At 65.6% G+C, this 25,916-nt stretch carries 23 protein-coding genes; 12 read left to right on the forward strand and 11 right to left on the reverse strand.

The genetic code is table 11. The features are described from left to right. Positions 1–43: 43 nt before the first annotated feature. From KYX17_RS23840 to KYX17_RS23865, 6 genes are read right to left on the reverse strand one after another with little or no spacing between them, the layout of a single operon-like run. Positions 44–220: a hypothetical protein gene (locus KYX17_RS23840; protein ID WP_243230131.1), complete on the reverse strand. Its 177-nt coding sequence runs from the start codon at positions 218–220 to the stop codon at positions 44–46. Beyond that, entirely contained in the window at positions 220–1,524 is a 1,305-nt protein-coding gene (locus KYX17_RS23845) for a cytochrome P450 (protein WP_243230141.1), read from the reverse strand. Before KYX17_RS23845 ends, KYX17_RS23840 begins: the two co-directional genes overlap by 1 nt. Beyond that, a complete protein-coding gene (locus KYX17_RS23850; protein ID WP_243230143.1) occupies positions 1,442–2,413 on the reverse strand; it encodes a PDR/VanB family oxidoreductase in 972 nt (323 codons plus the stop codon). The genes KYX17_RS23845 and KYX17_RS23850 overlap by 83 nt, the downstream gene beginning before the upstream one ends. Positions 2,414–2,442: 29 nt before the next feature. After that, positions 2,443–3,435 carry an ABC transporter permease gene (locus tag KYX17_RS23855; RefSeq protein ID WP_308220937.1) on the reverse strand — a complete coding sequence of 331 codons (993 nt, stop codon included), beginning with the start codon at positions 3,433–3,435 and terminating at the stop codon, positions 2,443–2,445. Further along, complete coding sequence (locus tag KYX17_RS23860) at positions 3,435–4,952, reverse strand: sugar ABC transporter ATP-binding protein (RefSeq protein ID WP_243230147.1); 1,518 nt, start codon at positions 4,950–4,952, stop codon at positions 3,435–3,437. The genes KYX17_RS23855 and KYX17_RS23860 overlap by 1 nt, the downstream gene beginning before the upstream one ends. A gap of 23 nt (positions 4,953–4,975) precedes the next feature. After that, the gene (locus KYX17_RS23865; RefSeq protein ID WP_243230157.1) at positions 4,976–5,953 is read right to left on the reverse strand and encodes a substrate-binding domain-containing protein; all 978 of its coding nucleotides are present in this window, start codon (positions 5,951–5,953) and stop codon (positions 4,976–4,978) included. A gap of 104 nt (positions 5,954–6,057) precedes the next feature. Here KYX17_RS23865 and KYX17_RS23870 point away from each other — a divergent pair, with 104 nt between their 5' ends. After that, a complete protein-coding gene (locus tag KYX17_RS23870; RefSeq protein WP_243230159.1) occupies positions 6,058–7,131 on the forward strand; it encodes a LacI family DNA-binding transcriptional regulator in 1,074 nt (357 codons plus the stop codon). A 495-nt stretch (positions 7,132–7,626) separates the two neighbouring features. Here the strand turns inward: KYX17_RS23870 and KYX17_RS23875 are convergent, their stop codons facing one another. From KYX17_RS23875 to KYX17_RS23895, 5 genes are all read right to left on the reverse strand, one after another. Further along, on the reverse strand, positions 7,627–9,063 hold the full coding sequence (locus tag KYX17_RS23875; protein WP_243230167.1) for a family 43 glycosylhydrolase: 1,437 nt from the start codon (positions 9,061–9,063) through the stop codon (positions 7,627–7,629). Between the two features lie 5 nt (positions 9,064–9,068). After that, entirely contained in the window at positions 9,069–9,929 is an 861-nt protein-coding gene (locus KYX17_RS23880) for a carbohydrate ABC transporter permease (protein WP_243230169.1), read from the reverse strand. Then, positions 9,926–10,807, reverse strand: coding sequence for a carbohydrate ABC transporter permease (locus KYX17_RS23885; RefSeq protein WP_243230171.1), 882 nt, complete (start codon positions 10,805–10,807; stop codon positions 9,926–9,928). Before KYX17_RS23885 ends, KYX17_RS23880 begins: the two co-directional genes overlap by 4 nt. A gap of 92 nt (positions 10,808–10,899) precedes the next feature. After that, the gene (locus KYX17_RS23890) at positions 10,900–12,198 is read right to left on the reverse strand and encodes an ABC transporter substrate-binding protein (RefSeq protein WP_243230182.1); all 1,299 of its coding nucleotides are present in this window, start codon (positions 12,196–12,198) and stop codon (positions 10,900–10,902) included. A gap of 55 nt (positions 12,199–12,253) precedes the next feature. Further along, entirely contained in the window at positions 12,254–13,291 is a 1,038-nt protein-coding gene (locus KYX17_RS23895) for a LacI family DNA-binding transcriptional regulator (protein ID WP_308220938.1), read from the reverse strand. Between the two features lie 419 nt (positions 13,292–13,710). Here KYX17_RS23895 and KYX17_RS23900 point away from each other — a divergent pair, with 419 nt between their 5' ends. The 11 genes from KYX17_RS23900 to KYX17_RS23950 all read left to right on the forward strand — a co-directional run bounded on the left by KYX17_RS23900 (position 13,711) and on the right by KYX17_RS23950 (position 25,912). Next, complete coding sequence (locus tag KYX17_RS23900; RefSeq protein WP_243230184.1) at positions 13,711–15,036, forward strand: ABC transporter substrate-binding protein; 1,326 nt, start codon at positions 13,711–13,713, stop codon at positions 15,034–15,036. Continuing rightward, positions 15,033–15,908 carry a carbohydrate ABC transporter permease gene (locus KYX17_RS23905; RefSeq protein ID WP_243230187.1) on the forward strand — a complete coding sequence of 292 codons (876 nt, stop codon included), beginning with the start codon at positions 15,033–15,035 and terminating at the stop codon, positions 15,906–15,908. Before KYX17_RS23900 ends, KYX17_RS23905 begins: the two co-directional genes overlap by 4 nt. Then, positions 15,905–16,741, forward strand: a complete 837-nt coding sequence (locus tag KYX17_RS23910) for a carbohydrate ABC transporter permease (RefSeq protein ID WP_243230189.1) — start codon at positions 15,905–15,907, stop codon at positions 16,739–16,741. The genes KYX17_RS23905 and KYX17_RS23910 overlap by 4 nt, the downstream gene beginning before the upstream one ends. Positions 16,742–16,782: 41 nt before the next feature. Continuing rightward, positions 16,783–18,258 carry a hypothetical protein gene (locus tag KYX17_RS23915; protein WP_243230192.1) on the forward strand — a complete coding sequence of 492 codons (1,476 nt, stop codon included), beginning with the start codon at positions 16,783–16,785 and terminating at the stop codon, positions 18,256–18,258. Between the two features lie 74 nt (positions 18,259–18,332). Continuing rightward, positions 18,333–19,340: a LacI family DNA-binding transcriptional regulator gene (locus KYX17_RS23920; RefSeq protein ID WP_243230194.1), complete on the forward strand. Its 1,008-nt coding sequence runs from the start codon at positions 18,333–18,335 to the stop codon at positions 19,338–19,340. After that, positions 19,337–20,902 (forward strand): glycoside hydrolase family 32 protein, encoded by a 1,566-nt coding sequence (locus KYX17_RS23925; RefSeq protein WP_243230196.1) that lies wholly within the window; start codon positions 19,337–19,339, stop codon positions 20,900–20,902. Before KYX17_RS23920 ends, KYX17_RS23925 begins: the two co-directional genes overlap by 4 nt. Positions 20,903–20,907: 5 nt before the next feature. Then, positions 20,908–21,315 carry a hypothetical protein gene (locus tag KYX17_RS23930; RefSeq protein ID WP_243230204.1) on the forward strand — a complete coding sequence of 136 codons (408 nt, stop codon included), beginning with the start codon at positions 20,908–20,910 and terminating at the stop codon, positions 21,313–21,315. 112 nt (positions 21,316–21,427) lie between these two features. Then, complete coding sequence (locus tag KYX17_RS23935) at positions 21,428–22,006, forward strand: hypothetical protein (protein ID WP_243230206.1); 579 nt, start codon at positions 21,428–21,430, stop codon at positions 22,004–22,006. 324 nt (positions 22,007–22,330) lie between these two features. Beyond that, positions 22,331–23,338, forward strand: a complete 1,008-nt coding sequence (locus tag KYX17_RS23940; RefSeq protein ID WP_243230208.1) for a sugar phosphate isomerase/epimerase — start codon at positions 22,331–22,333, stop codon at positions 23,336–23,338. Positions 23,339–23,419: 81 nt separating this feature from the next. Then, positions 23,420–24,907, forward strand: coding sequence for an HNH endonuclease signature motif containing protein (locus tag KYX17_RS23945; RefSeq protein WP_243230211.1), 1,488 nt, complete (start codon positions 23,420–23,422; stop codon positions 24,905–24,907). A gap of 30 nt (positions 24,908–24,937) precedes the next feature. Then, the gene (locus KYX17_RS23950; protein WP_243230213.1) at positions 24,938–25,912 is read left to right on the forward strand and encodes an SDR family oxidoreductase; all 975 of its coding nucleotides are present in this window, start codon (positions 24,938–24,940) and stop codon (positions 25,910–25,912) included. Positions 25,913–25,916 lie beyond the last annotated feature (4 nt).

The following is a 25,916-nucleotide window of genomic DNA, read 5'->3' on the forward strand; positions in this document are numbered from 1 at the left end:
CGCTCGACAGGGCTCACGTCGTCGCCGGGCTCCGAGGACGGGGTCAGTATGCCATCCACAGGATGTCCTCCCGATCGTATGCCTCGACGAGGTGCGGATGGTCAGCTGCGAGATGGGCCTGTGCGAGGTGCACCAGCGCTTCGGAGTCCTCGGCGTGGAGGTACTTGCCGCAGGGGCAGTGCAGACGGGACTTCGGCGCGAGCGCCGCACTTCCCGCCATCAGAACACCACCGGGACCGAGCGCAGTCCGTGCGACGGGCCGCCCTGATGCCACCCGACCGGTGACTCGGGGTCCAGAGCGAAATCGGGGAGCGCGGTGAGGAGCTCCGTGAGCACGGCCACCACCTCGACGCGGATGAGGTTCGCGCCGAGGCAGCGGTGCGGACCGTTCGAGAGCGCAAGATGCGGGTTGGGTGTGCGATCGGGGACGAAGTCGTCTGGGTGATCGAACTTGCGCGGATCCCGGTTGATCAGCGGTGCATAGATGAGGATCTTCTGTCCCGCTTTCACCTCTTGACCGGCGATCTGGACATTCTGTGTGGGGATCCGTGCCTGCCCGTGGCCAGGGCTCAGGAAGCGGAGGAACTCGTCGACTGCGGCCGGCAGCAGAGCAAGGTCGGAACGTAGACGTTCCTGCAGCTCCGGGTTCTTCGCGAGGATCCACGATGCTCCGCTGAGGAGTAGGGATGTGTTCTCCACGGTCCCGAGTAGCAGGATCGTGAAGTAGTCCTGTAATTCCTGGTGGGTAAGCGGCCTGCCCTCCACCTTGCCGTTGCAGATCAGATCCGACATGACGTCGTCGGTGGGGTTCTTGCGCTTGTCCTGGACGTAGTCGGCGAACCATGCCTGCATCGCATCGAGCTGCTCCTGCGTGCCTGCGACAGCTGATCCGGCACCCTGCGCCATGGCACGGATCCACGGGGAGAAGAGGTCACTGTCCCGCCAGTCGACGCCGAGGATGCGCGCCACGGCGTGAAAGGGCACCAGCCAGGCCAGTTCCGCACCGAGATCAGCTCGGCCGCGGGCGGCGAACGCCTCGATGAGCGAGCGGGCGCCTTCGCGCAGCGCGTCGGACATCGTCGCGACCTGCGGCGGGTTGAACCACGATTGCACCAGTCGGCGATAGTTCTTGTGCGTCTCGCCGTCGTAGCCTGCCAGCATCAGTGGTCGCCCGGATGGCAGGGTGAACGGTGGGAGTTGGGCGTCCTTGATGCGGAACGTCTCTGGATCGCGGTAGATCCCCCAGGCCTCGTCCCAGCCGGCGACGACCCAGTGGCCGCCCTGTCTATTCGTCCAGCCGATGTAGGAGTTCTCGGCGGCGATCTGATCGCGCAGCGCTGTAAGCGTCGCGAAGGGCGTGCCGTCCTCGCCCAGTTGAAGTTCGCGGTTGTCGAAGTCTGCGAATGCCTCGGTCATGTCGTTCTGCCTTTCCTCGATTCGGTCAAAGATCCAGCGTGAGCCGCTTCGATCTGGCGCGGGACACGCAAACGTACATTCGGTCGTTGCGTTGCTTCTCCGCTTCATCGAGCAGCCAGTCGCGATGATCGACGTCGCCGCCGAGCACACGCACCTCGCAGGAGCCGCAGGTGCCCTCCCGGCAGGACGAGAGGATGAAGTGCCCGGCGTCCTCGAGGACATCCAATGCCGACTGATCGGCGCTCACTGGCAGGATCTGGCCGGATTGCGCGAGTTCCAGCTCGAAGGACTCATTGGCCGGGTGGTCTCGCGGCACGTCCGGCACGGAAAAGTGCTCGACGTGCAGTTCGACCTGCGGACGGGACGCGACAGCTTCCTGAAGCGCGTCGAGCATGCGTGACGGGCCGCAGGCGTACACGCTCGTCCCGTTCGGCAGCGCCCCGATCAGGTCTGCGAGGTCTGCACGATCCGGAGGTGTGTGGATCTGGATTCTGCCTGGGAACGCGTCCTCCAGTTCCGCCGCGTAAGCCATCCTCTCCCGTGACCGACCGAGATAGTGCAGAACCCAGCGGTCTCCGCGACGATCCAGCTCATTCGCCATGGCCACCATCGGCGTCACGCCGATCCCGCCGGCGATGAGGAGGTACTCCGGTGCCTCCCGGAGACGGAATGTGTTGCGCGGAGCTCCCACGCGCAACATGTCGCCGACGCCGACCCTGTCGTGCAGATAGGTCGAGCCTCCCCGCCCATCCTCCTCGCGCAGCACCGCGATCCGCAGCACCGTAGAGTCGGTTGGACGCACCAGCGAGTACTGGCGGCAAGTCCCGTCCTCCACGTATACGTCCAGATGCGCTCCCGCCTCGTAACGGACCAGAGCGTCCGCTGCGCGCAGCGGCGCCAGCTCGAACTCGACGACATCCTCTGCGAGCTCGTGCCGCGCGACCACTGTCACCTCGAACGTTCCCTGGAACGCTGTGTCGTGGTTGTCCCCGCTCATGACCCACTCTCCGCTCATGATGACCCTGTTCATCGTTTGTCCTTCCGCTGCCAGACGCTGATCAGGACAGCGAGTAGGACGACGAGGCCACGGATGACTTCCTGCGCGTAGGGGTTCACACCCAAGAGCACCATGCCATTGCCGAGGACCGTGATGAAGATCACCCCAATGAATGTGCCGAGGACGGAGCCGCGGCCTCCCGACAACACCGTGCCGCCGATGATGACGGCAGCGATCGCGTCGAACTCGACACCGGTGCCGATGCTTGCCGTACCGGAGGACAGCCGGGCGCTCTGCAGGATGCCGACCATCGCAGCGGCGAGCCCCGTGAGGATGAAGACGAGCACGCGCACCTGGGCGACGTTGATGCCGGAGAGCCGTGCAGCCTCCGGATTGCCGCCTACGGCATACACCGATCGCCCGAACGGCGTCTTCGTTGCGACGAAGGCGATGGCCGCGAAGACGAGCAGGAAGACGATCGCAGCGACAGGGACGCCGAACGGCCGTCCCGAACCGAGAAACACCAGAAGCGGATCCTTGAGCGGGATGGGGTAGGCGTTCGTGATCAAAAGTGCGAGGCCGCGCAACGCGCCATACAGCGCCAGCGTCACGATGAACGACGGAACCCCAAATCGGGACCGGACCCAGCCGGCGAACGCACCTATGAGTGCGCCCTCGCAGAGGACCACGAGAATCGCGAGCGGAACAGGCAGACCCCACTGTCCCACCGTCACGCCGAGCAGCGCGGACCCCAACGCGACCGCGCTGCCAACGCTGATGTCGATCTCGCCGGCGATGATCACGAGCGTCATCGCCATCGCCACGATGCCGACGAACGCCGCATTCTGCAGCATGTTCAGCTGATTCCCGACACTTGCGAAGTTCGCGGCCGTGAGCGCGAAGCACACGTACACGATGCCGAGGACACCCAGCAGGGCGACAGTCTGAATGTTGGAACGGCGCGAGAACCACCGCTGCACGGAGGTTCGCGGCCGGTCTGTCGTCGAGTCGGTCACAGTCATCAGATCGAGTCCTTCATGGAGAGGGCGAGCAGTTCGTGTTCGTCGGTCTCGTCGTGGGCCAGCGTCCGTACGATGGCACCACCGCGCATGACCGCGATCCGGTGGCACACTTCGAAGAGCTCCGCGTTCTCGGAGGAGACGAAGACAACGCTCTTCCCAGCGTCGGAGAGGTGGCGGACGAGTGCGTAGACCTGTTCCTTGGCGTTGATGTCGACTCCGCGGGTGGGTTCGTCGAGCAGATAGATTTGGGCGCTCGCGGCGAGCCACCGGCCGAGCACCACCTTCTGCTGATTACCTCCGGAGAGGTCTCCGACGTCTTGTTCGACGGAGGCTAGTTTGATGGCGAGCTGACCGACTGCGCGTTGCGCGATCGTCCTCTCCTCGCTGGCGCGAATGACCCCGCCGGGCGCGACGTGTCGAAGCGACGCCAAGGTGAGGTTCTCGCGGATGGAGCGCGTCAGCACCAATCCCTGTGCTTTGCGTTCCTCCGGAGAAAGGGCAAAGCCCGCGGCGATCGCGGCACGCTCGTTCCACCGTGCCTGCACAGCCCTCCCACGCACCCGAATCCTGCCCGAATCGATGCGGTCCCGCCCGAACAGGGCGCGGAGAAGTTCGCTTCGGCCCGATCCCATGAGTCCGGCGATGCCGAGCACTTCACCTTCGCGCAGCTCCAGGTTGACACCCTGAAGGATCGCTGTCCGAAGGTGCTCGGCTGACAGTACGACCGGCGCGTCGGGTGCCACCTCCCGCCGGACGCCCGAGTTCTTGCGCGGGGCGTGCCCGATCATCCGCTCCGCGATCTGCCGAGTGGTGAGCTCGCCGACAGCATGCGTCCCGACGATCGCCCCATCGCGCATGATGGCGATGGAGTCCGCCACTTGCGGGATCTCGTCCATCCGGTGCGACACGTATAGCACCGTCATCCCCGTCGCGGCCAGTTGGCGCACGAGCGTGATGAGGCGATCGGCATCATGTGCTGTGAGTGCGCTTGTCGGCTCGTCGAGAATGAGGACACGCGGCCTCTTCCGCAGCGCTTTTGCGATCTCGACCAGCTGCTGCTCGCCGAGGCTGAGGTCGTACACCTCCCGCAACGGATCGATGTCCACGCCGAGCATCGAGAGCGCCGACTGCGCCTCAGCCAGCATCCGCTGCCGGTCGATCGCCCTGAGCCCAGCTGCTGAGTGGCGCGGCCACTGACCGAGCATGATGTTCTCGGCGATGCTCAGCCCGGGCACGAGACTGAGTTCCTGATAGACAACTGCGATGCCGTCCTCCTGATCGTGCATCAGGGCGGGATCGTGCTCCCTGTTGTTCAGGACGATCCTCCCGGCGTCGCGCGTCTCTGCACCGCTGAGGATACGGATCAGGGTCGACTTGCCAGCGCCGTTCGAGCCAAGGAGAGCGCGTACCTCTCCGGGCGCGACGCTCAGGTCGATGCCCCGCAGCACTTGGACGGGCCCGAAGGACTTGCTCATGCCCCTGATCTCCAGCATCGGCGTGCTCGATCCGGTGTTCATCGGTGCACTCTCCCGGTTCGGACTCACTCGGGACGGTCCGGCGTGAAGAGCACACCGGGAACGAGCACGTCGAAGGGGTCCGACTTCTCGCCGCCGATCGCGGCGAGACCGGCGTCGTATGCGGCCTTCGCAATGGCCTTGGTGTCCTGGCCGGTCGTCGCCAGCAGGATCCCGTCGTCGGCGGTAAGGAACTCCGTGATCTGAGGGCTGATGTCAGTGCCGAACACGACGGTCTTGCCGACGTTGTCGGACGCGGCGATCGCTGAGCGGGCACCAACGGTGCCTCCTTCGTTGACGGCCCAGATAATGTCCACGTCGGGGTGCGCTGTCAGGATGTCCTGCGCGACGCCCACGGCCTTGTCGGCCAGGAAGCCCTCCTGGTCCGCGACGTACGTGATCTCCAGTCCCTCCAGTGCCTCCTTGAAGCCGGCCTTGCGGAGTTGGCATTCGACGTAGATGTCGCAGTTCAGCAGAGCGATGGAGGCAGTTCCTCCGAGCTTGCTCTCGACGTATTCGGCCGCCGCCTCGCCGGTGGTGGCCCCCAGTGACCTGCCGTCGCTGCGGATGAAAGCGCTGACGATGTCCTCGCTCGCGTCGCCGATGCACTGGTTGTAGCAGACGACGGGGATGCCCGCGTCGACGGTCGACTTCACGGCGGTCGTGTCGCTGTCGCCAGACAGAGCGGGGACGAGCACGACGTCGACATCGCGTTGCGCGTAGGTCTGCATCGCCTGGGCGAGTTGTGCAGAGTCGTCATTGATGTTGGTGACGATCACCTGCCCTCCGCTGGCCGAGGCCAGCGTCTCGATCTCGTCCTGGATCCCCTGGAAGAAGAACTGGGCGTTCTGGACGACAAGTCCGATGACGGGGCCCTCCTTAGAGTCGCCGCCTGGGCTCGTGGTACCGGGTGCGCTGGCGCATCCGGCGAAGGCGACAACGGAGACGATGCCGAGGATCGACATCAACGTGCTGCGCTGAGCGCGCCTACGGAAACGGGGCATTTGGTCCTCCTTGACGGTGCCGGGCAAGCCTGTTTCAGCGACGATAGTCAGCTGTTGTCAACGTTGTCAAGACTTGTTGTTATGGATTTTTCAGGGCTAGAGTCATGTCATTCGACAACGAAAGACAAGGTGCGAGCACAGTGAATCGACGCAAGGCAACGATGCGGGACGTCGCGATGCTCGCCGGAGTATCCGTCAAAACGGTGTCCCGGGTGGTCAATGACGAGCCCAACGTCTCGGAAGCGGTGCGTGCCCAGGTGGTCTCGGCTATCGACCGCCTCGGGTTTGAGAAGAATCTCATGGCCAGCAGCGTCCGCCGATCCGATGGCCGAACGCACTCCATCGGACTCCTCGTGCCCGACATCTCCAACCCGCACTGGGGCCGTCTGACGAGGAAGATCACGGATCTGCTGCAGGAGCGGCGCTACGCCCTCCTAACCGGTTCGAACGACCGGGACAGTGAGATCGAGGAGGCACTGCTCCGCGCATTCACTGCGCGACAGGTCGATGGTCTGATCATCGTCCCGTCGGTTTCGGAGACCACGAGTCGGCAGCGGCAGCTTATCGCCAACATCCCGACCTTGTACATCGATGGACTGCCGCGTACTGGAGGCGCGGATGCTGTCATCAGCGACAACGAAGGCGGAATTCGTCAGGCGGTGGAGCACCTGTGGAAGATTGGCCATGTCGACATCGCCTACATCGGCGACGAGCAATTCATGTCCTCCGCGCGGGAGCGATCCCACGGTTTCCGTGAAGCGATGCTCGAACGCGGAGTGATCCCGCGCCCAGACCGTTTCATATTGAACATCGCCAGTCAGCAGTCCGCGCGTGAAGCCGCAGCCTCGCTCCTGGGATCCGATACACCCCCTACCGCAGTCATATGCGGGAACAACACCGCGATGCTCGGTGTCCTGCACGAAGTGCACGCGCGTGGCGAACAGGACTCTGTTGCTCTGATCGGTTTCGATGACCACGAGATGGCGAGTGTCGTTCGACCAGGCATCACCGTCATCGCTCAGGACGAAGTCGCGCTCGCCCAGACAATTGTCGATTGTCTCCTGCGCCGCCTGGACGAGTCGGACTCCTCGCACGAGGGGGAGATCGTGCGCATCCCCGTATCGCTCATCTGCCGCGGATCCGGCGAGATCCCCCCACGATCGCAGGCTCCTCTTTGAGCTCGATCGTGATATCGAGACTCTCCGCGATGCAGACGTCGATTGCGAGGCGGCGGTTCTGGTGGCCGCCGGTTCGGCAGTCTGGCTCCGGTAGATGAGCGTCGCACTCCCATCAGTTTCTCCCTCCTCCGCGCTGCAAAGGCGTCTTGGGAACGGAGGTCGCCTGGGGGCGAGCTGTCGAGCGGACGCGCGCGCTCGGCGAGTGCGCGCTCGGTCGCGCCAGCAAGTCCATCGAGGCCTTCACCGGATCCGTATCCAGAAGCGCGCTGGTGCGGCGCGGTGCGGGCAACGCATTCCATGCGTCCATGGAGCCCGATCAGCATCTCGGGCCAGCCCGCGGTCACGGAGCCGGTTGATCTGGGGGGGTGGCCGGCTCTGATCGGCCGGGAGGGTCGTCGATGGGCTGCTGGAGACCTCGTGGTCGACGTCGCCGAACGCCTCGCGGCGCCGAGGCGCGCTGGGTATTGCGGGAGGCAGGTTCACCAACCATGTGGTTCATTCTGCGCGGATCGTGCGATCTCGGTAGACGAGGTCGCGCACCGCGACCGATCCGCTGTTGACGTACAGCTTGACCTGTTGCCCGGGGCGGCGCGTCATCCGGCTGCTCAGAGCGATGTCGTCGACGTAGAGCACGCACACGTCGTCATCCACGATCAGCGTCACTACATGCACCGAGCCGGCCGGCTGCGGGACCGGACGCGACAGGCCCACGTTCTGCACCTGGAACCAGGGGTAGTTGGGCATCATGTCGAATCGCACCCGGTGCTCGCCCGGACTGAACAGGTAGACATATCCCTGATCGGCGTCGCTGTTCTCGTACAGCTTCAGACCGAACTCGAACGTGTCCTCGACGAACTCCAGGGTGAAGTCCACCCGGAACCTCGTGGACGAGTCGGCTACCACGACCTCTTCGGTGTAGCCGTCGGCGCGCGAGAGCACGAGCGATCGAGGTTCGGCATCCGCCGCCTCGAACGCGCCGTCGAGCAGTTCGGGGTTCGGGCGCACTCCGAGGGTGCCGTCGGGACGCTGCACCACGTCGTGCGTGACGAGGTTCCCGCCCCACACCCACGGGCCCAGATCGTCGCCGTGCGCACGCGTCGGATTCCAGCCGAAGATGACACGACGGCCATCGACATCCACGGTTCGTGCCGCATAGAAGGCCCGGCCGTCGAAGCAGTCATCTTGCGGGGCGATCCACGGTCCGTCGGCGCTGCGGCTCATGCGATAGCGCGTGCGGCGCTGGTCGTCGTACTCGGAGTATAAGAGGTACCACCAGTCGCCGATGCGGAAGAGGTCGGGCATCTGCAGCAGGTGGTGCGTGTGGGGAGACCAGAGCACTTTCTCGATGCTCCACTGCCGCAGGTCGGTGGAGCGGTACTCCAAGAGGCAGCCGCGGCGCACGCGCGGTCCGGAGTCGTGACGGCCGGCCACGAGCAGCCGGTACGCCCCGAGGTCGGGATCGAACATGACTACCGGGTCGCGGAAGTAGTTCTTTTCGAACCCGTCCGGGCTGTGCATCGTGAGCTCCGGGTGCTTCGTCCATTCGATGCCGTCGGGGCTCGTCGCGATCCGGAAGGTCTCGGACGGCGCGTCGGTGTCGTCGAAAGCGCGGTTCGCGCCCGTGTAGAACGCCCAGAAGCGCCCCTCGGCGTGGATGACCGAGCCCGCGTAGAGGAAGCGTTCGGCCCCGTCAGGGTCGCCCTTATGCAGCACTTCGCCGAAGTCAACGCCCGAGCGCAGGTCGTCCGTCAGGAAGAGCGACCACCCGAAGGGCGCCCCGTTGGGATACGGGGCTGGGTCGCGCCGATCGCACTGGTAGTACACGTAGAACCGGCCGTCGTGATAGCACGGCATCGGGTCGCCGAGCCACCCGCCCTCGGGGCGGTAGAAGAGCAGATCGGTCGCGGTCATCGACTCGAGGCTTTCGGTCATTCGGGTCACTCCTTCGTCGCGCCGTCTGCGAGGCCGGCGATCATGTACTTGTTGAGCAGGATGTATGCAAGCAGCGCGGGTAGCACGCTGAAGGTGATGGCTGAGAACATCGGTCCCCAATTGACGAGTCCCTCCGCGCCGATGAAGTCGTTCAGGCCGAGCACGAGCGTGAGATTGTTTCGTGAGCTGATGAACGTGTATGCGAAGAGGTACTCGTTCCACGCGAAGATGGCACGCAGGATCGCGATCGTGATGAGCACGTTCCGCGATAGCGGCAGGATGATCGTCCAGAAGATCCGGCCGGCGCTGGCGCCATCGATGACCGCTGCTTCGATGACGCCCTCCTCGAGTTCGCGGAAGAACCGCAGCAGCAGGAACACGGAGAACGGCATGCCGAACGCGACCATTGGGACGATGACGCTCCAGTACGTGTTCAGCAGGTCGGTCTTGGCGTAGGTGAGGAACAGCGGCAGCAGCACGACTTGGTACGGGATCATCAGCCCGAGGATGAAGAGGGCTTCGATGAGTCCCCGGGTGCGGAAGCGGAAGAACGACAGCGGATAGGCGACCATCGCCGACAGCACCAGCGTCGCGATCACGGTGATCACGGTGATGATCAGGCTGTTGAGGAAGAACCGCGGGAAGCCGCTCTCGAACACACGCGCGTAGTTGTCGAAGGACGGGAACCCGCCCTGCTCATCTGCGTCGCGCGACGGGGTGACGCTGCCGATCAGCGTGTATATCAGGGGTGAGACGAAGCTGGCGAGCGCGAGGAGCGCGGCGATCGTGATGACGATCACCACGAGCACTCGGCGTGGGGTCCAGCGGCGACGTGTAGACCGGACGGGTGGGGCGGTCGTGGTCATCGGACGATTTTCCGATCAGTCGAGCGCGTGATGACGAAGCCGAGCACCATCGACATGACGACGATGAGCATCGCGATCGCGCTGCCATACCCGTAGTTCTGGTTCTGGAAGAGCTGCTTGTACATGTAGAGCGACTGCACCTCGGACGAGCTGATCGGTCCTCCGGCGGTCAACAGTGCGGGGATGTCGTAGGCGCGCAGTGCGTCGTTGAGCACGAGGAACGCGACGGCGCCGACGATCGGCAGGATGTAGGGGATCTGGATGCTGACGAAAGTGCGGAACGCGCCTGCTCCGTCGATGCGTGCCGCCTCCATGAGGGTCGGTGGCACGTTCAGTAGCGCGGCGTAGAAGATCAGCATGTAGATGGGCACGTCGCGGTAGCTGGTGACGAGCGCAACCATCGCGAGCGAGGTATCAGGGTTCGTCAGCCATTCCAGATCGATCCACGCGGGGTTGATCTGGGCGAGCAAAGAGTTCACGATCCCCGGCGGCCGTACCGAGAGGAAGATTTTGAACATCTGCGCCATCGCCGCTGTCGAGACGATGATCGGGACGCAGTAGAGCACGACCAGGGTCTGGCGGAACACGTAGATCTTGGTCAGTAACCACGCGAGCAGAAGCCCCCCGCCGACGACAAGCACGAGTTCCGCTACCGTGAGCAGCAGCGTGTTGACGATCGCATTGCCCAGCGCCGCATCCGTGAACATTCGCATGTAGTTCTCGATACCGACGAACTCCGGGTCGCCGATGCCGCTCCAATCCACGAGCGAGTAGTACGCCGACGAGCCGATGGGCACGAGCACCGTCGCGATGTAGAGGGTCAGCCCGGGAACCAGGAACCACAGGAGGGTGCTTCTGTTCTGGAGTAGTCGATGCATGGAGTCTTTCCGGCCGAACGAAATCAAGGGGGTGCGCGCCCGGCGAACGAGATCGAATGCCGGGCGCGCGGATCGGACAGTGGGAGTGGACGTCACTGATCAGCGATGGCCGCGTCGACGGCCTCAAGGAACGCGTCGGGCGTCGTCTGGTCGGCGATGAGGCGGCTGGCCTCGTCGCCCATGGTTGTCAGCACCTCGGGATCGAGCTTGTCGTCCCACGAGACCCATCCCGTGGTCTGGCTCTGGATCTCGGTTCCGAGGTCGACCAGAACGGGAGGCAGCGCGTCGGCGGGGATCGGGGTGTCGAACCACGACAGCAGACCCTGTTCGTACAGCACCTCGTCGATGTGGGCGAGGTAGTAGTCGAAGAAGTCGCGGAACGACTCGTCGGCCTCATAGGTCTCGGCGTTCAGCGCGATGCCCTTGCCGCCGTGCACAGGGAAGGTGCTCCCGGTGCTCTCCTTCTCGGCGCCATCGACCGGGATGCCGAAGTAGCCCACGGTGCCGGCGTCGTACTGCTCGGAGAAGGTCGCGGCGAAGTTGGTGTTGCCATAGGTGATCGCACCCTCGCCCGACGAGAAGGCGTCGATCGCGTCGCCCAAGGTCATGTTCTGGAAGCCGGGCACGAAGTACCCGCCGGTGCCCAGGTCGTGGAGGAGTTCTGCTCCCGCGCGCCCGAGCCGACCGTCCGAGAACGTCTGGTCGCCGCTCTGCACGGCGTCGATGAACTCGCTTCCCGATGTCGTCCATGCCGGGAACGACAGGAAGCGCAGCAGCATGACGCTGTCGGCCCCACGCAGCACATAGGGGGTCACGCCCGCGTCGGCCAGCGTCTGGCAGGCGTCGAGGAAGGCCTCCCATGTCTCGGGTACGTCGATCCCGTGCTGTGCGAAGAGGTCTTTGCGGTAGAGGAACATCTCACCAGCGCGGTAGGAGGGCACCATGTAGAGGTTGCCGTCGGGCGAGACGAAGAAGTCTTTAAGTGCGGCGTTCATCTGGTCGTAGACGCCGGCTTTTGTGAGCACCTCGGTCATGTTCACGACCTTGTCCTGGCTGATCAGCTCGTTGGCGATGGGCCCGTTTGCGAGGCTGAACATGTCGGGAAGGGTATCGGCGACGAGGTACATCCGCAGCTTCTTCCACAAGTCGTCGGTGTCGGTGATGGTCTCGTACTCGACCTCGAAGTCGGCATCCACCTCGTCTTGGTACATCGCGACGATCTGCTCCAGCGCACGGAACTCGCCCGTGTCGGGACCCGACCCGGTGAGAATGCGCAGCGGCCCGCCTTCGGGTCGCTCGCCGCCTCCGGCGGAGCCGCAGGCGGCCAGGGAGGCGATCGTCGCGGCGGCGATGAAGGCGGCGGCGATGCGGGTGGTTTTCGTTCTTCTCATCTTTGAGTTCCTCTCGGGTGACGTGTGTGGCGGAGGGGGTAGGTGGCGGTCGGCATCACGCCGGCGGGATCTCGCCGCTGCCCCGAGTGACGAGACGAACGGGAACGACGTGGGTCGCTGTGGCGGAGCGGTCGCCGTCGAGCCGCGCGAACAGCCGCTCGGCGGCGAGGGATCCGATGCGCTGGGAATCCTGGGCGATGACCGTGATGGCGGGGACGAGAAGGTCGGCGAGCAGAATGTCGTCGAAACCTATGAGCGCGACGTCGTTGTGCATGTCGAGGGCGCGCAGAGCGCGGATGGTGCCGATTGTGATCGAGTTCTGCGCGCTGAACAGTGCCGTGGGCCGATCGTGCCCGTTCATCAGCGCGCGCACCGCGTTCTCAATGACGTCGGCGCTGTGCAGCTCGGTGACCACCCTGGCCGCCGTCGTGGGAATTCCTGCGTAGCCGAGCGCCTCGCGGAAGCCTGTGAGTCGCTGCTGCGTGGATTGGAGCGTTGTGAGGTCGCCGAGGAAGGCGATGCGGCGGTGGCCGACCTCGATCAGATGCGATGCCGCCATGCGCGCACCTCCAGTGTGATCGCTGACGACCGCGTCGGCGTCGACGCCGACCGGTTCCCGATCGATGAAGACCATTGGGGTGCCGTACTTCTGCTCGGTGCGCAGGTAGGACTGGTCGCGCGAGACCGGCGCCGCGATGAGCCCGTCAACGCGACGGCGCAACAACCCCTCCACGACACGGGGCTCGCGCACGGGAACGTCGTCGGTGCTCGAGGCGAGCACAGCGACGCCGCGAGCGACCGCCGCGTCTTCGATGGCACGGTGCACCGCCGCCGAGAACGGGTTGTCGACGTTGTTGATGGCGAGCCCGATGGTCTCGCTCCGCTGACCGCTGCGCCGGAGGCTCCCGGCGCGCGGGTCGGGGCGGTAGCTCAAACGCTCGATCGCTTCACGCACTCGCTGCTGGACGACGGGCGAAACGCGAGGTTCGTCGTTGATCACACGCGAGACGGTCTTGCTGCTCACGCGAGCGAGGGCCGCGACGTCGCTCATGGTCGGACGACGGACAATCTGCTCCGTGCGGGAATCCTTCACGTCTGCTCCTTTGCGATGACAACCATGTCATCATCGACAGCATCGACACGGGATGTCAACCAATTTTTTATCCACTGAGCTGGAGTTTCATCACATTCAGCAGGACCATGACATCGATAAACTCCTGGTCGTCCACCGAATCACCATCGGACACAATCCGAACCCGTAGCGAGGCGGCCAACTCGTCGTCGAAATGGCCGGCTACGACATCATTTGGTGATCCGGTTGCAGGTACCGACGCTCGCTGTGACTGTTCAAGGCCTCATCTCGTTCGGGACCTGCAGGGCGCCGTTCTGAACGGCGTATCAAGATCTGCGGGTGCTCTTGACACTGGCGATTCTCGCCGCTTTACTCGACGTAAGCGATTACGTAATCGCTTACGTAGCGGGCGAGCTCGACCAAGCCAATGGAGGATTGAGATGAGACGAGCGATGTGCGGCGTCGCCGCCGTGATCACGGCGGGCGTGTTGCTGACCGGATGCACTGGTAACGCAGGGCAGTCCGGGGCGGACGATAAGACGATCAACTACTGGGGTTACGAGGGTGGGATCTCGACGGAGACCGCGAAGCAGGTGATCGCGGAGTTCGAGGACGCGCATCCGGGGTACACCGTCAACGCTGTGGTGATGGATACCGCTGATTTCGACGTGAAGCTCCCGAGCACGCTCGGGAAGGCGTCGGGTCCCGATCTGGTGTATACGGGCACCGAGCCGAACCACCTCGGGCGTTACGTGAACGTGGGGCAGGTGTCCGCTCTCGACGATGTCTGGGAGGAGAACGGGTGGGATGACCTGGTGCCCTCGACCCAGCAGCGGCTGACGTATGGGGGTACGCCCTATGCGGTGGGCAATGAGCTGGAGACGGTCGGGCTCATGTACAACAAGGTGATCCTCGACAGGCTCGGGATCGCGGTTCCGAAGACGCTGAAGGATCTGGAGGCCGCGATGGACACGGTGCGGTCGTCCGGCGAGGGCACGACGCCGATGGTGCTCGCGTGTGGTGGTCCCTGCTATGCGGGCCTGCACATGATGCATGCGCTGGGGTACGCGACCATCCCCACCGACACGATCGTCGCTACGACATCGGACGGAGACGGGGCGTACACGGACGATGGCTGGCTGGAGATGCTCCAGAAGTTCCAGGAGTGGAATGACGCTGGGTACTTCACCGCGGATGCCAGCGGCATCCCGGACGAGAACCACACGGCAGACTTCTGCTCGGGCGGGACCGCGTTCATGGTCAAGGGCCCGTGGATGTTCAATGCGATGACCGAATGCGAGAAGGCCAACCCGGACGCGTTCGCGTTCGGGTTCACCGGGTTCCCTGTCGCGGACGGCATGCCGTTCCAGGCGTACGTCGGCACCGGAAAGGCCTGGTTCCTGTCGTCCTCGCTCGACGGCAACGATGAGAAGCGTCAGGCTGTGCTCGACCTGGTGAAGGGCTTCACCGACGCTTCGACGTTCCCGTCCTGGATCGAGAAGGATCAGCGGTTCCCCGCGATGGCGTTCGACCCTGCCGACTATACGATGACCGGGCCGCAGCAGGAGGCGATGCAGATCATCCAGGACGCCGGTGACAACGGCGGCCCGGTCGATATCGGGTTCAACAACAGCGCGGAGGAGACGCAGGTGTGGGTTTCCGGGTTGCAAGGGATCCTGGGCGGTACGGCAACACCGCAAGAGGTCGTCGACCAGCTGCAGGCACAGCTGAAGAAGGATCAGGCCGCGTGGGCTGAGGCGAAGTGAATACGCGTCGTTGGCAGCTGACGCCCTACCTGTTCATCCTGCCGGCTGCGGCGATCTACGGTGTCTTCCTCCTCGCGCCGCTCGTTCAGACGGCGGTGATGAGCTTCTGGAAGTGGGACGGACTCTCGGCCGGGTACGACTGGGTCGGCCTGGATAACTACGTGCGGATGTTCACCGATGGTTCGGTGTGGTCGGCGGCGTGGAACAACCTGAAATGGGTGCTGCTCGCGGTCTTCCCGATCGTGATCGGGCTGGCGCTGGCGATTATCCTGCAACAGGCGAAACCTCGAGGGCGGACGGCGTACCGGGCGATCTACTTCCTGCCCTACGTGCTGCCGACCGTGGTCGTGGCGCTGGCGTGGGGGTGGATTTATCACCCGTCATTCGGCACCCTGAACGCCGGATTGCGGGCAGTCGGGTTGGACGCGTTCGCTCAGAACTGGACGGGTGACCCCCAGCTTGCACTGTTCGCGCTGGCCACGGCGGCGAACTGGACCGGGTACGGCTTCTGCATGACGCTGTTTCTCTCGGGGCTGAATGCGGTTGATCCGTCGCTGTACGACGCGGCGAAGGTCGATGGCACATCGGCGTGGCAGCGGTTCCGTTACGTGACGCTGCCGGCGATCGCGAACACGACGAACATCGTGGTGCTGGTGGTCTTCATCAACACGGTGCGCGTGTTCGACATCGTGTTCGTGATGACGGCTGGTGGTCCGGCCGGCGCCACGGAGGTGCTCGGAACGAAGATCTACCGCGAGACCTTCCAGAACCTCAGCATCGGGTACGGGTCGGCGATCGCCATGTTCATGGTGCTCATCATCCTGATCACCACTGTCGTCTACCTGCGGTCGAGGGAGCGTGATTCCGCATGAGTGGTACCAGCATCAAGAAGGGGGCCGGGCGGGTCGGCCTGCAGGTCATCCTCGTGCTCGTCGCGTTCGTGTCGCTCGCACCGGTCGCGGTGATCGTGTCGATCGCGCTGAAAAGCAACACCGAACTCGCGACGAACCCGCTGGGACTGCCCAACGACTGGCTCTTCAGCAACTTCGTCGATGCCTGGAACGAGGCCGGTATCGGCCGGTACATCCTGAACAGCATCGTCGTGGCGGTCCCGACCTTGGTGATCGTCGTCGCCGCCTCGAGCCTCGCCGGGTACGCGTTCGCGCTGATGCGATTCCGGGGACGGGAGGCGATCTTCCTGGTCTTCCTCATCGGGCTGATGTTGCCGGCGGTGAGCATCGTGACGGCGTTGTCGTTCATTGAGCAGAGCCTGGGCCTGTACAACACGCTGCCCGGACTCGTGCTCGCGGAGTCGGCGATATGCCTGCCCCTTGCCGTGTTCATCATGCGCGCCGCGTTCAAAGACCTTCCCGGCGAACTGCGCGAAGCGGTGTTCATCGATGGCGGCAGCGAGACGACCGCGTTCTTGCGCGTGATGTTCCCGCTGGCACGCCCCGCCGTCTCCGCGACCGTCGTGCTCACCTTCCTGACGGTGTGGAACGACTACCTCATCCCGCTCGTGCTCATCAACACGGAGCAGCTGCGAACCGTGCCACTGGGGCTCGCGTTCTTGAAGACCGCGTTCACCTCCAACACGGTGCTGGTCGCCGCGTCGACCGTGCTCGCCGCCATCCCGAGCATCATCATCTACGTGCTGCTGCAGCGCCAGTTCATCCAGGGCATCGCCCAGGGATCCATCAAGTAGCCCCACCCTTCACCGCGAACGACAACCGAAAGGCACCAGCAATGCTCTTCTCGTCCACCACGAACTCGACGCTCTGGGACGTGTGGCTGTACCACGAGAACGGGATCCACCACCTGTTCTACCTTGCGAACTCCCGCCCCGATCGTCCGTGGGACGGAATCGGCCTGGCGACCTCCACGGACGGAGTGCACTTCGCCGATCACGGGATGATCATCACCAAAGCCCCCGACGCGGAGTACCTCGGCGCCGGACACACCTGGAAAGCCGGCGACAAGTACGTCTTCAACTTCTCCGAGAGCAGGAACGGCCGGCTGGAGATCTTCTTCGCCGAATCGGACGACCTCCTGCACTGGCGGCGCATCCCGGCAGAACGTTCTGTGTCACAGGCGAGCACCGAGTGGTACGCCGACGAGACGGAGATCTCCCAGCAACGCTGGGACAACATCTGGGTGAACCCGGATGCCAGCGGAGACGGCTTCTTCGGATACGTGACCGCCGTCGCCAAGGACGGCCCGGCCGGCCTGCGCGGAACCTGCGCGTCGGTCACGTCCCCCGACGGCATCGTCTTCACCACGGGCGCCCCGGTCATCGAACCCGGAACCTGGCCGGACCGGCTGGAGATCGGCGGCACCACCCGCGTGGGAGAGCAGTACTTCATGTTCGCCGCGCTCGCGGAGATCCCGCTCGGGCTCGACTGGGCCAAGCATCACTCCCAGGCAGTGGGGGGTGTCTATGTCCTGCGGGCCGACGCCCAGGAGGGCCCGTTCGAACTCGACCCGAACCAGCCCCCCGTGCTCGTGTCGTCAATGGGACACCACACCTACTTCGCGCGCTTCTACCCCTGCGGCGAGGAACTGCTGGTCGCCCACCACTCGTTGGAGTCGCGCCGGTTCATCGCGACGGTCATGCCGAAGATGGGAACCTGGATGGCGCCGCTGAAGAAAGCGGAGATCACGGACGGCATCCTCTCGCTGCACTGGTGGACCGGGAACGACGCGATGCTCGGGCGTGACCTGCCCCGCACCGTGGACCTGGTCGAAGCCCGACTCGCACAATCTCTGACGGTCGGCTCCGAGGGCTCGGTGACCGTCGAAGCGCCGCTGTACGCTCACGCCATGATGCCGTTCCGGTATGACTTCGCCCAGGGCGCGTGCATCGAAGCGACTCTGCGGGGCACCGCATATGACGAGCGTCCCGTGGCGGCGGGGATCATCCTCGAGGGGGATCAGTCCTGGCATGGGACAGTCCTGACCCTGGACGCTGCCGGACGCTTCGAGATCGGCCGCACGAACGGGTACTCGTTCTGGGACGAGGACGGCGTCAGCACGACACCGCTGCGCGCCGACGGGAGCCGATTCCGGGTGCTGGTGCGCGGCACCTTCGTCGAGGTCTACATCGATGACGTGCTCACCCAGTGCTTCGCGCTCGACGATGTGCCCCGGGGCCGGCTGGGATTCGTCGCAGCCGCAGGAACCGTGACCGTGTCGGATATCCGTGTGCGAGAGCTGAGCCTGTGACACGCGATGTGAGCCCCTGGCCGAGTAGGCTTCACCCGAAGGCGTCCGCGCGACGCACGCACGGGAAGGACACCATGCCCACGTCGCTCGCGGATGTCGCCCGAATCTCCGGGGTGTCCACCGCGACGGTGTCCCATGTCATCAACGGCACCCGGTACGTCCGCCCCGAGACGGTGGAGAAGGTGCGCAACGCGATCGCGAACACCGGATACCGTCCCAACCCGTACGCGCGGGCATTGCGGACGGCGACATCGGAGTCGATCGGCTTCGTCGCCTCCGATGTGTCGAACTCGTACTCGACCGCGGTGATGCGAGGCATCGCCAGCGCACTGCGCAGCCGCGGATACACGCTGCTCGTCGCCGACGCCGACGAGAACCCGACGCTCGAGCACGAAGCGATCGACGCGCTCGTGGAGAGAAAGGTCGACGGGCTGATCGTCGCCCCGACCACATCGACGGATCCGGTCTCGTTCGAGCAGATCGAACAGATCGGCGTGCCCGTCGTCCTCGTCGACCGGGCGGTCCCCCTCGAACTGGACCAGGTGCTCGTGGAAAACGTCGGCTCCGTGGCCGACGTCGTCGGGCAGATGCTCGACGCCGGCCATCGACGCGTCGCCGTGGTCGGAGGTCGCGCCGGTCACAGCAGCACCGTCGAACGGTTGCAGGGATGGAGGAAGGCGCACACGGAACGCGGTCTCGTCTGCGACGAATCCCTCGCCATATTGGACGTCTTCGACGCAGGGCAGGCGCGTCAGGCCACTACGCGGCTATTTGACCGGCCGGACCGGCCGACAGCGATCTTCTCCCTGTCGAACGTGATGAGTCTCGGCATCCTACGGGCGCTGTCCGATCTCCACCTCGTCGTTCCCAGCGACGTCTCGTTCGCGGCATTCGACGACATCGAGTGGGTCGACCTTCTCGATCATCCCGTGACCTGCCTCGCCCAGCCGACCGAGCAGATCGGTTCCACCGCCGTCGAACTGGTACTGACACGCATCGCCAACCCCGACGTCGACCACCGGGTGGTGCGCCTGGCACCGTCGCTGTGCGACCGCGGATCGATCGCGGAGCCGCCACGATGACTGCACCTGCCACCGACCTCCGCCAGGCGGCACTCGCCGACCCGCTCCGGCCCGCGTTCCACTTCACCTCCCCAGCCGGGTGGCTGAACGACCCGAACGGCGTCGCGCAACACGACGGCGTGTTCCACCTCTTCTATCAGTACAACCCGTTGGCTGCAGAGCATCATCGCATCCGCTGGGGGCATGCGATCAGCACGGACCTGGTGCGCTGGCACGACCGACCGATCGCTCTGTCTCCCAGCGATGGCGGTCCCGATGCCGACGGATGCTGGTCGGGAGTGCTCGTCGACGACAACGGAACCCCCACCATCGTGTACTCCGGCAACTCCGCCGCGACGCCGACGCAGACCGCCTGCGTGGCGCGCTCCGACACATCGCTGGATCGGTGGCAGAAAGAACCGGGCAACCCGGTGATTGCCGCCCCGCCCGCAGGATACAACGTCACCGGATTCAGGGATCACTGCGTATGGCGTGAGAACGGGGCGTGGCGCCAGCTCATCGGCAGCGGTCTGCACGGCCGAGGCGGGTGCGCATTCCTCTACGAGTCCGACGACCTCATCCGCTGGCGCGAGCTCGGCCCGCTCATCATCGGCGACGCCTCCGCACTTCCCGAGAACGACGACGCCTGGCCCGGCACGATGTGGGAATGCGTGGACTTCTTCCGCTTCACACCCGACGGCACCTCCGCACCACCCGACGCCAGAACGCACGACCCGCATCTGCTGATCTTCTCGGCATGGCACGAGGACGTCACCCGTCACTCCCTGATCGTCCGCGGCACCTACCGTGACGACCGGTTCGACGCGCACGCGTACCAGCGCCTCGACCTCGGCGGCCGGCACGCCTACGCACCCCAGACGTTCGCCGATGAATCCGGCCGACGGGTGCTGTGGTCCTGGATGCAAGAAGCCCGCCCCGCGCAGGCACAGCACGCCGCCGGGTGGTCGGGCGCCATGGCCATCCCGCGGCGGCTCTGGCTCGACGACACGCTCACCGTGCGCCAGGAGCCGGTCGCGGAACTCGCCATGCTGCGCGAAGCACCACTAGCGTTCGAACCGCACGGCGCAGGGTTCGCCGCGTCATCCGTGCAAGCCGAAGCAGAGCTCTCGGTGGACCTACCGGACGCCGGTGCCGTGCAGATCGACGTGTTCGCCACCGACGACGAGGCCGAACAAACAGTCATCACCCTGCGGCGTTCCCCGTCCACCATCGAGGTGAGCGTCGACCGGTCGCGATCATCCCTGGACGACAACGTCGACGCCTCCCCGCACCGGGGCGAGGTACCCGGAGCCGGCGCGACCATCGACGTCCGCATCCTCCTCGACCACTCCTCACTCGAAGTGTTCGTCGACGGCATCGCGCTGACAACGCGGGTCTACCCGACTCGCGCTGACGCGACGGGCATCCGCGTCGAGCCCAGTCATGGCGCCACCGTGCGCGACGTGAAGGGGTGGCATCTCGCCCGTGCTGAAGCACGCGATCGGACACCTGAGCCAGGTGCTGAGAGTCACGCGGCGTCGAGACACCATGATCCTCGCCATCGCGCGAGATCGGGTACATGAGAACCATGACCGACACGCCCTTGGTAAGACAGGTAACCCTGCGCACCGCCGGCGATGTGATGGCGAACGTGCAAGTGGAGACCCTCGCGCGTGATCAGGTCCGCGCGCTCCTCGCGAAGGCGATCGAGGAAGATCGGACACGGCGCGCGGGGCGCTTCGAGGATCTCCACGCCTACCGGCACACCATAGAGTCGAGGATCTTCTACACCGTCGTCCAGATCGACACGACCGGTGACGACCAGGATCAAGCACGCATCTACGTGAACGACGGGTACATCTTCGATGGTGACCCGATCACCGCCGCTGACGAGATGCGACAGCTCGTCCAGCAGTACGACAACGACGAGCCCCAGGGCCGGCCGTACGGGGCCTGCGAGTGGATGGCGGAAGGGCATCCGTGGGTACATCGGTGAGGGTGATCGCGACGGTGGATGATCATGCCCGCCCTTTCCCCGACGCTCGGTCTTCAACGTCTCGAGACGAGTCGGTGGCACCTTCACCACCTCGACTCCGGAGCCGGAAGCGGTGACCGCACCCACGCCGCAACTCACGGAGAACGACGCGGAGATAGCCCGGCTGAGACTGCAGGTGGAAGGTCTTGCGATGGAGCTCACCGCCGCGCGCCAGCAGATCGAAGGACTCAGCAAAGAGCTGAGCACGGCCCGGCAGCTCGCGTCGAAGACCCGAAAGCAGCAGCGCACCGCGGATATCCCGATGAGGCTTGGCCGCTACTTCATCGACACGTGCGAGGTCATGCACTACCGAATCACGACGACGTGGGCAGAGCAGGTCCCCGCCGAGCAGAAGGTCGAGCTTCCCCTCGCGCCGTTCACCTTCTCGGGGAGCTTCGCGGCATCCGTCGAAGAGGTCGCGGGTGCAGATCCTGCGTTGCGTGACAAGATCGCGCGGGCCTGCGTGCGAGTGCTGACCCGGCAAGATCGAGACGCCCACCGGCTAGGTCCGGAGCGCGAGGAAGGCGCCTCCGCGTGGCGCTCGTACGTCGAGCAGAAGGCCGCATCTGCGCGGCGCCTTCACTACTGGGCGATGCCCGGCGGGGCAATCGAACTGGCCCGCGTGGTCCTCCACGACGACTACCGAATCTGAGCGCAGACAGCCCCGGAAGGTCGTCCGTTTTGTGTCCGGAAATCCGCTTTGTGTCCGTGTATCTACCCGTAGGAACTCGTAGCAACAGCGAGTCGGTGCCATAGAATCAGGGGCATCAGGTGGAAACAGGACCTTGCGCCATTAACGTGAGGTCGCGGGTTCAAGCCCCGCTCCTGCTACAGAATGAAACCCCCGGTGATACCGGGGGTTTTCTCGTCTCCGGGGCGCGACGAGGCGGGCGTCGCGGATTCCGTCCGAAGTGGGTGATCCGTGGCGCGTCGACCCGTCGTGGGCCAGACTGATGCCGAGCAAAGGAGCTGAAGGATGACCCGACCGATCACGCTGTTCACCGGCCAGTGGGCCGATCTCCCGTTCGAAGAGGTCGCGCGCCTCGCCGGCCAGTGGGGCTACGACGGGCTCGAGATCGCCTGCTGGGGCGATCACATCGACGTGTCGCGCTGGGACGACGACGCCTACGTGCAGTCGCGTCGCGACACCCTCGAGCGCAACGGACTGAAGGTATGGACGATCTCCAACCACCTCGCGGGGCAGGCCGTCTGCGATGACCCGATCGATGAACGGCACCGCGACATCCTGAGCGACCGAGTATGGGGCGATGGCGATCCTGAAGGCGTGCGCCGTCGCGCCGCCGAGGAGCTGAAGGACACCGCCCGGTTCGCCGCGAAGCTCGGCGTGACGACCGTGACCGGGTTCACCGGGTCGTCGATCTGGAAGGCCGTGGCGATGTTCCCGCCCGCCTCGGAGGAGTTCATCGCGGCGGGCTACCGGGACTTCGCCGACCGCTGGAACCCGGTCCTCGACGTGTTCGAGGAGGTCGGCGTGCGCTTCGCGCTCGAGGTGCACCCGTCCGAGATCGCCTACGACTACTGGACGGCCAAGGCGACGCTGGAGGCTATCGGTCACCGCAGGAGCTTCGGGATCAACTTCGATCCGTCGCATTTCCTGTGGCAGCAGCTGGACCCGGTCGCGTTCGTCCTGGACTTCGCGGACCACATCTTCCACGTCCACGTGAAGGAATCGATCACCAACCTCGACGGTCGCAACGGCGTGCTCGGGTCCCACCTGCCCTGGGCGAATCCGCGCCGGGGCTGGACGTTCGTCTCGACCGCGCACGGGAAGGTGCCGTGGGAGCCGCTCTTCCGCGCCCTCAACGCGATCGGCTACGACGGGCCGACCTCGGTGGAGTGGGAGGACGCCGGCATGGACCGGCTGCAGGGTGCCCCGGAAGCGCTGGCGTTCGTGCGCAGGCTCAACGCCATCACGCCGCCGGATGCCGCGTTCGACGCGGCCTTCTCGACTCGAGCCGACTGAGATACGACAGCGCCGGAAACCCGTCCTGACCGGCGAAATTCCGCACCGGTCGATGTCGGTGGTCCCCGTCATGATGGAGGCATGGAGAACAGTCCCGCCGACATCCTCGATCAGGTCGCGACCGGCCTGCGCGAGCTGCTGAGCGGCGACGCGCTGGCGGGATCGTCCGACGCCGAGCGGGCCGGAGTGCTGGCGGGTCTGGGGCTGCTGTCCCGGCTGATGGATGCCGCGATCATCGAGACGGTGGCCACCGCTGACGTGGACTTCGGGCATCGGTACGGATGCCGGGGCATGAACGAGATGTTGCAGCGGACGCTGCTTGCCGATGCTCCGACGGCGTCCCGGCTGACCCGGGCGGCGGGCCTCGTTCAACGTGACGTGAATCTGCTGTCCGGGGAGAGGCTGCCGGCCCGGTGGGCGGCGCTGCGCGAGGCGATGCTCGACGGCGCGATCGGGGTGACGGGGCTTCTCGGCGCCACCGCCCCCTTCGAGCAGGCGGGAGACCGGATCGCTCTCGACGAGCGGATCTGGGCGGACGCGATCCTGGCCGCGATGGCACGCGGCCGGCGGCCCGACACCGTCGACGCCGATGCGAACAGCGCCGACCTCGCGGACGCTGATCCGTCGAGCGCGGACGACGAAGCGGGCCCGCCGGCGACGGCGGAAGACCTGCGGCAGTTCGCGCAGGTTCTAGCGACCGTCCTCGACCCCGACGGCGCCGAGCCCACGGACTGCCAGGCGCAGTCGCGGCGCTTCCTGCGTGTCGGGCGGCTGACCAGGGGAACGCACCCGCTGCACGGGAACATCACGCCGGAGATGGCGGCGCAGCTGCAGCTGATCTTCGATGCTTTCGACAATCCGAAGGTCGGCGGGGCGCCGGATCCGGGGGTGCTGTTCCGCCCGACGGGCGACGAGGCCGGAGAGCTCTCGGACGAGGATCCGTTCAATTCCGATCCGCGGAACGTGATCGACCCGCGCACGCGCGGCCAGAAGCGGCACGACGCACTCGCGGCAGCGCTGGGCGTCGCGGCCCGCCACGAGGAGATGCCGTCGCTGGGCGGAGCGGCCCCCACGCTCGTGGTGACGGTCGACGCGAAGGACCTGGCCTCCGGAACGGGCTGGGCGACGATGGCCGGTTCCGAAGCACCTGTCCCGCTGCACGTGGCCGCACACACGGCGTGCGCGGGCGCCATCCAGCGAGTGCTGTTCGATGAGGGCCGCATCATCGGGATCACGGTCAGCGATCGTGTGTTCACCGTCCACCAGCGCCGGGCGATCGTCGCCCGCGACAGGGAATGTCTGATCCCCGGCTGTCACGTCCCTGCGACCTGGTGCGAGATCCATCACGTGACCGAGCATGCCCGCGGCGGGCCGACGCACACCGACAACGGGGTGCCGCTGTGCTGGTGGCACCATCGGTCTCTGGAGCATTCCGGCTGGGAGATCCGCATGAACGGCGGCGTCCCGCAGATCCGGGGCCCCGAGTGGTGGGATCGGGAGCGGAAGTGGCGGACGCCGCGCCTTTCGGTGCCGACCGGACCGCCCCGACGAAGGCTCCTGCGGACCTGACGGGCATCGGGTCTGAGTAGAGTGCTGAGCATGTCAGCGACGAAGGTGTTGTTCATCGGCGGAACGGGGATCATCTCCTCTGAGGCGAGCGTTCTCGCGGCGCAGCGCGGGATGGAGGTCACACTGCTGAACCGCGGACGCTCCCGTCGAGTGCCCGCCGAAGGGGTGGAGGTGCTCACGGCCGACATCTCGGACGCCCGCGCCGTGGACGAAGCCCTCGCCGGGCGCCAGTTCGACGTCGTCGCGGACATGATCGCGTTCACCCCGGACGAGGTGCAGCGCGACATCGATCGCTTCGAGGGGCGCACCGGACAGTACGTCTTCATCAGTTCGGCCTCCGCTTACCAGAAGCCGGTCGCCCGCCCGCCGATCACAGAGTCGACTCCGTTGCGCAACCCCTACTGGCAGTACTCGCGCGACAAGATCGCCTGCGAGGACCTGCTCGCCTCGGCCTACCGTGATCGCGGGTTCCCCGTGACGGTGCTGCGCCCGTCGCACACGTACGACCGGTGGACGATTCCGGCCTTCGGGGGCTGGACGGCGATCGACCGCATGCGGCGCGGCAAGGAGATCGTGGTGCACGGCGATGGGACGTCCCTGTGGACGCTCACGCACTCCCGCGACTTCGCCGTCGGGTTCGTCGGGCTGCTGGGCAACCCCCTGGCCGTCGGGGACACGTTCCAGATCACGAGCGACTTCGTGTACACCTGGAACGAGATCTACACGACCCTGGGGCGCGCTGCGGGGGCGGAGCCGCGGTTGCGCCATGCGACCAGCGCGGCCATCGAACGGGCCCTCCCGGAGCGCGCCGGGCAGCTCACGGGCGACATGGCGCATTCCGTCGTGTTCGACAACACCAAGATCCGGCGCCTGGTGCCCGAGTTCGATCCGGTCATCGGCCTGCATGTCGCCGCGCGCGAGATCATCGAGTGGCACGACGCGCATCCCGAACTGCAGCGCGTCGATCCGCAGCTGGACGCGCTCTTCGATCGCCTGATCGACTGAGCGG

Source organism: Microbacterium sp. CIAB417 (genome assembly GCF_022788845.1).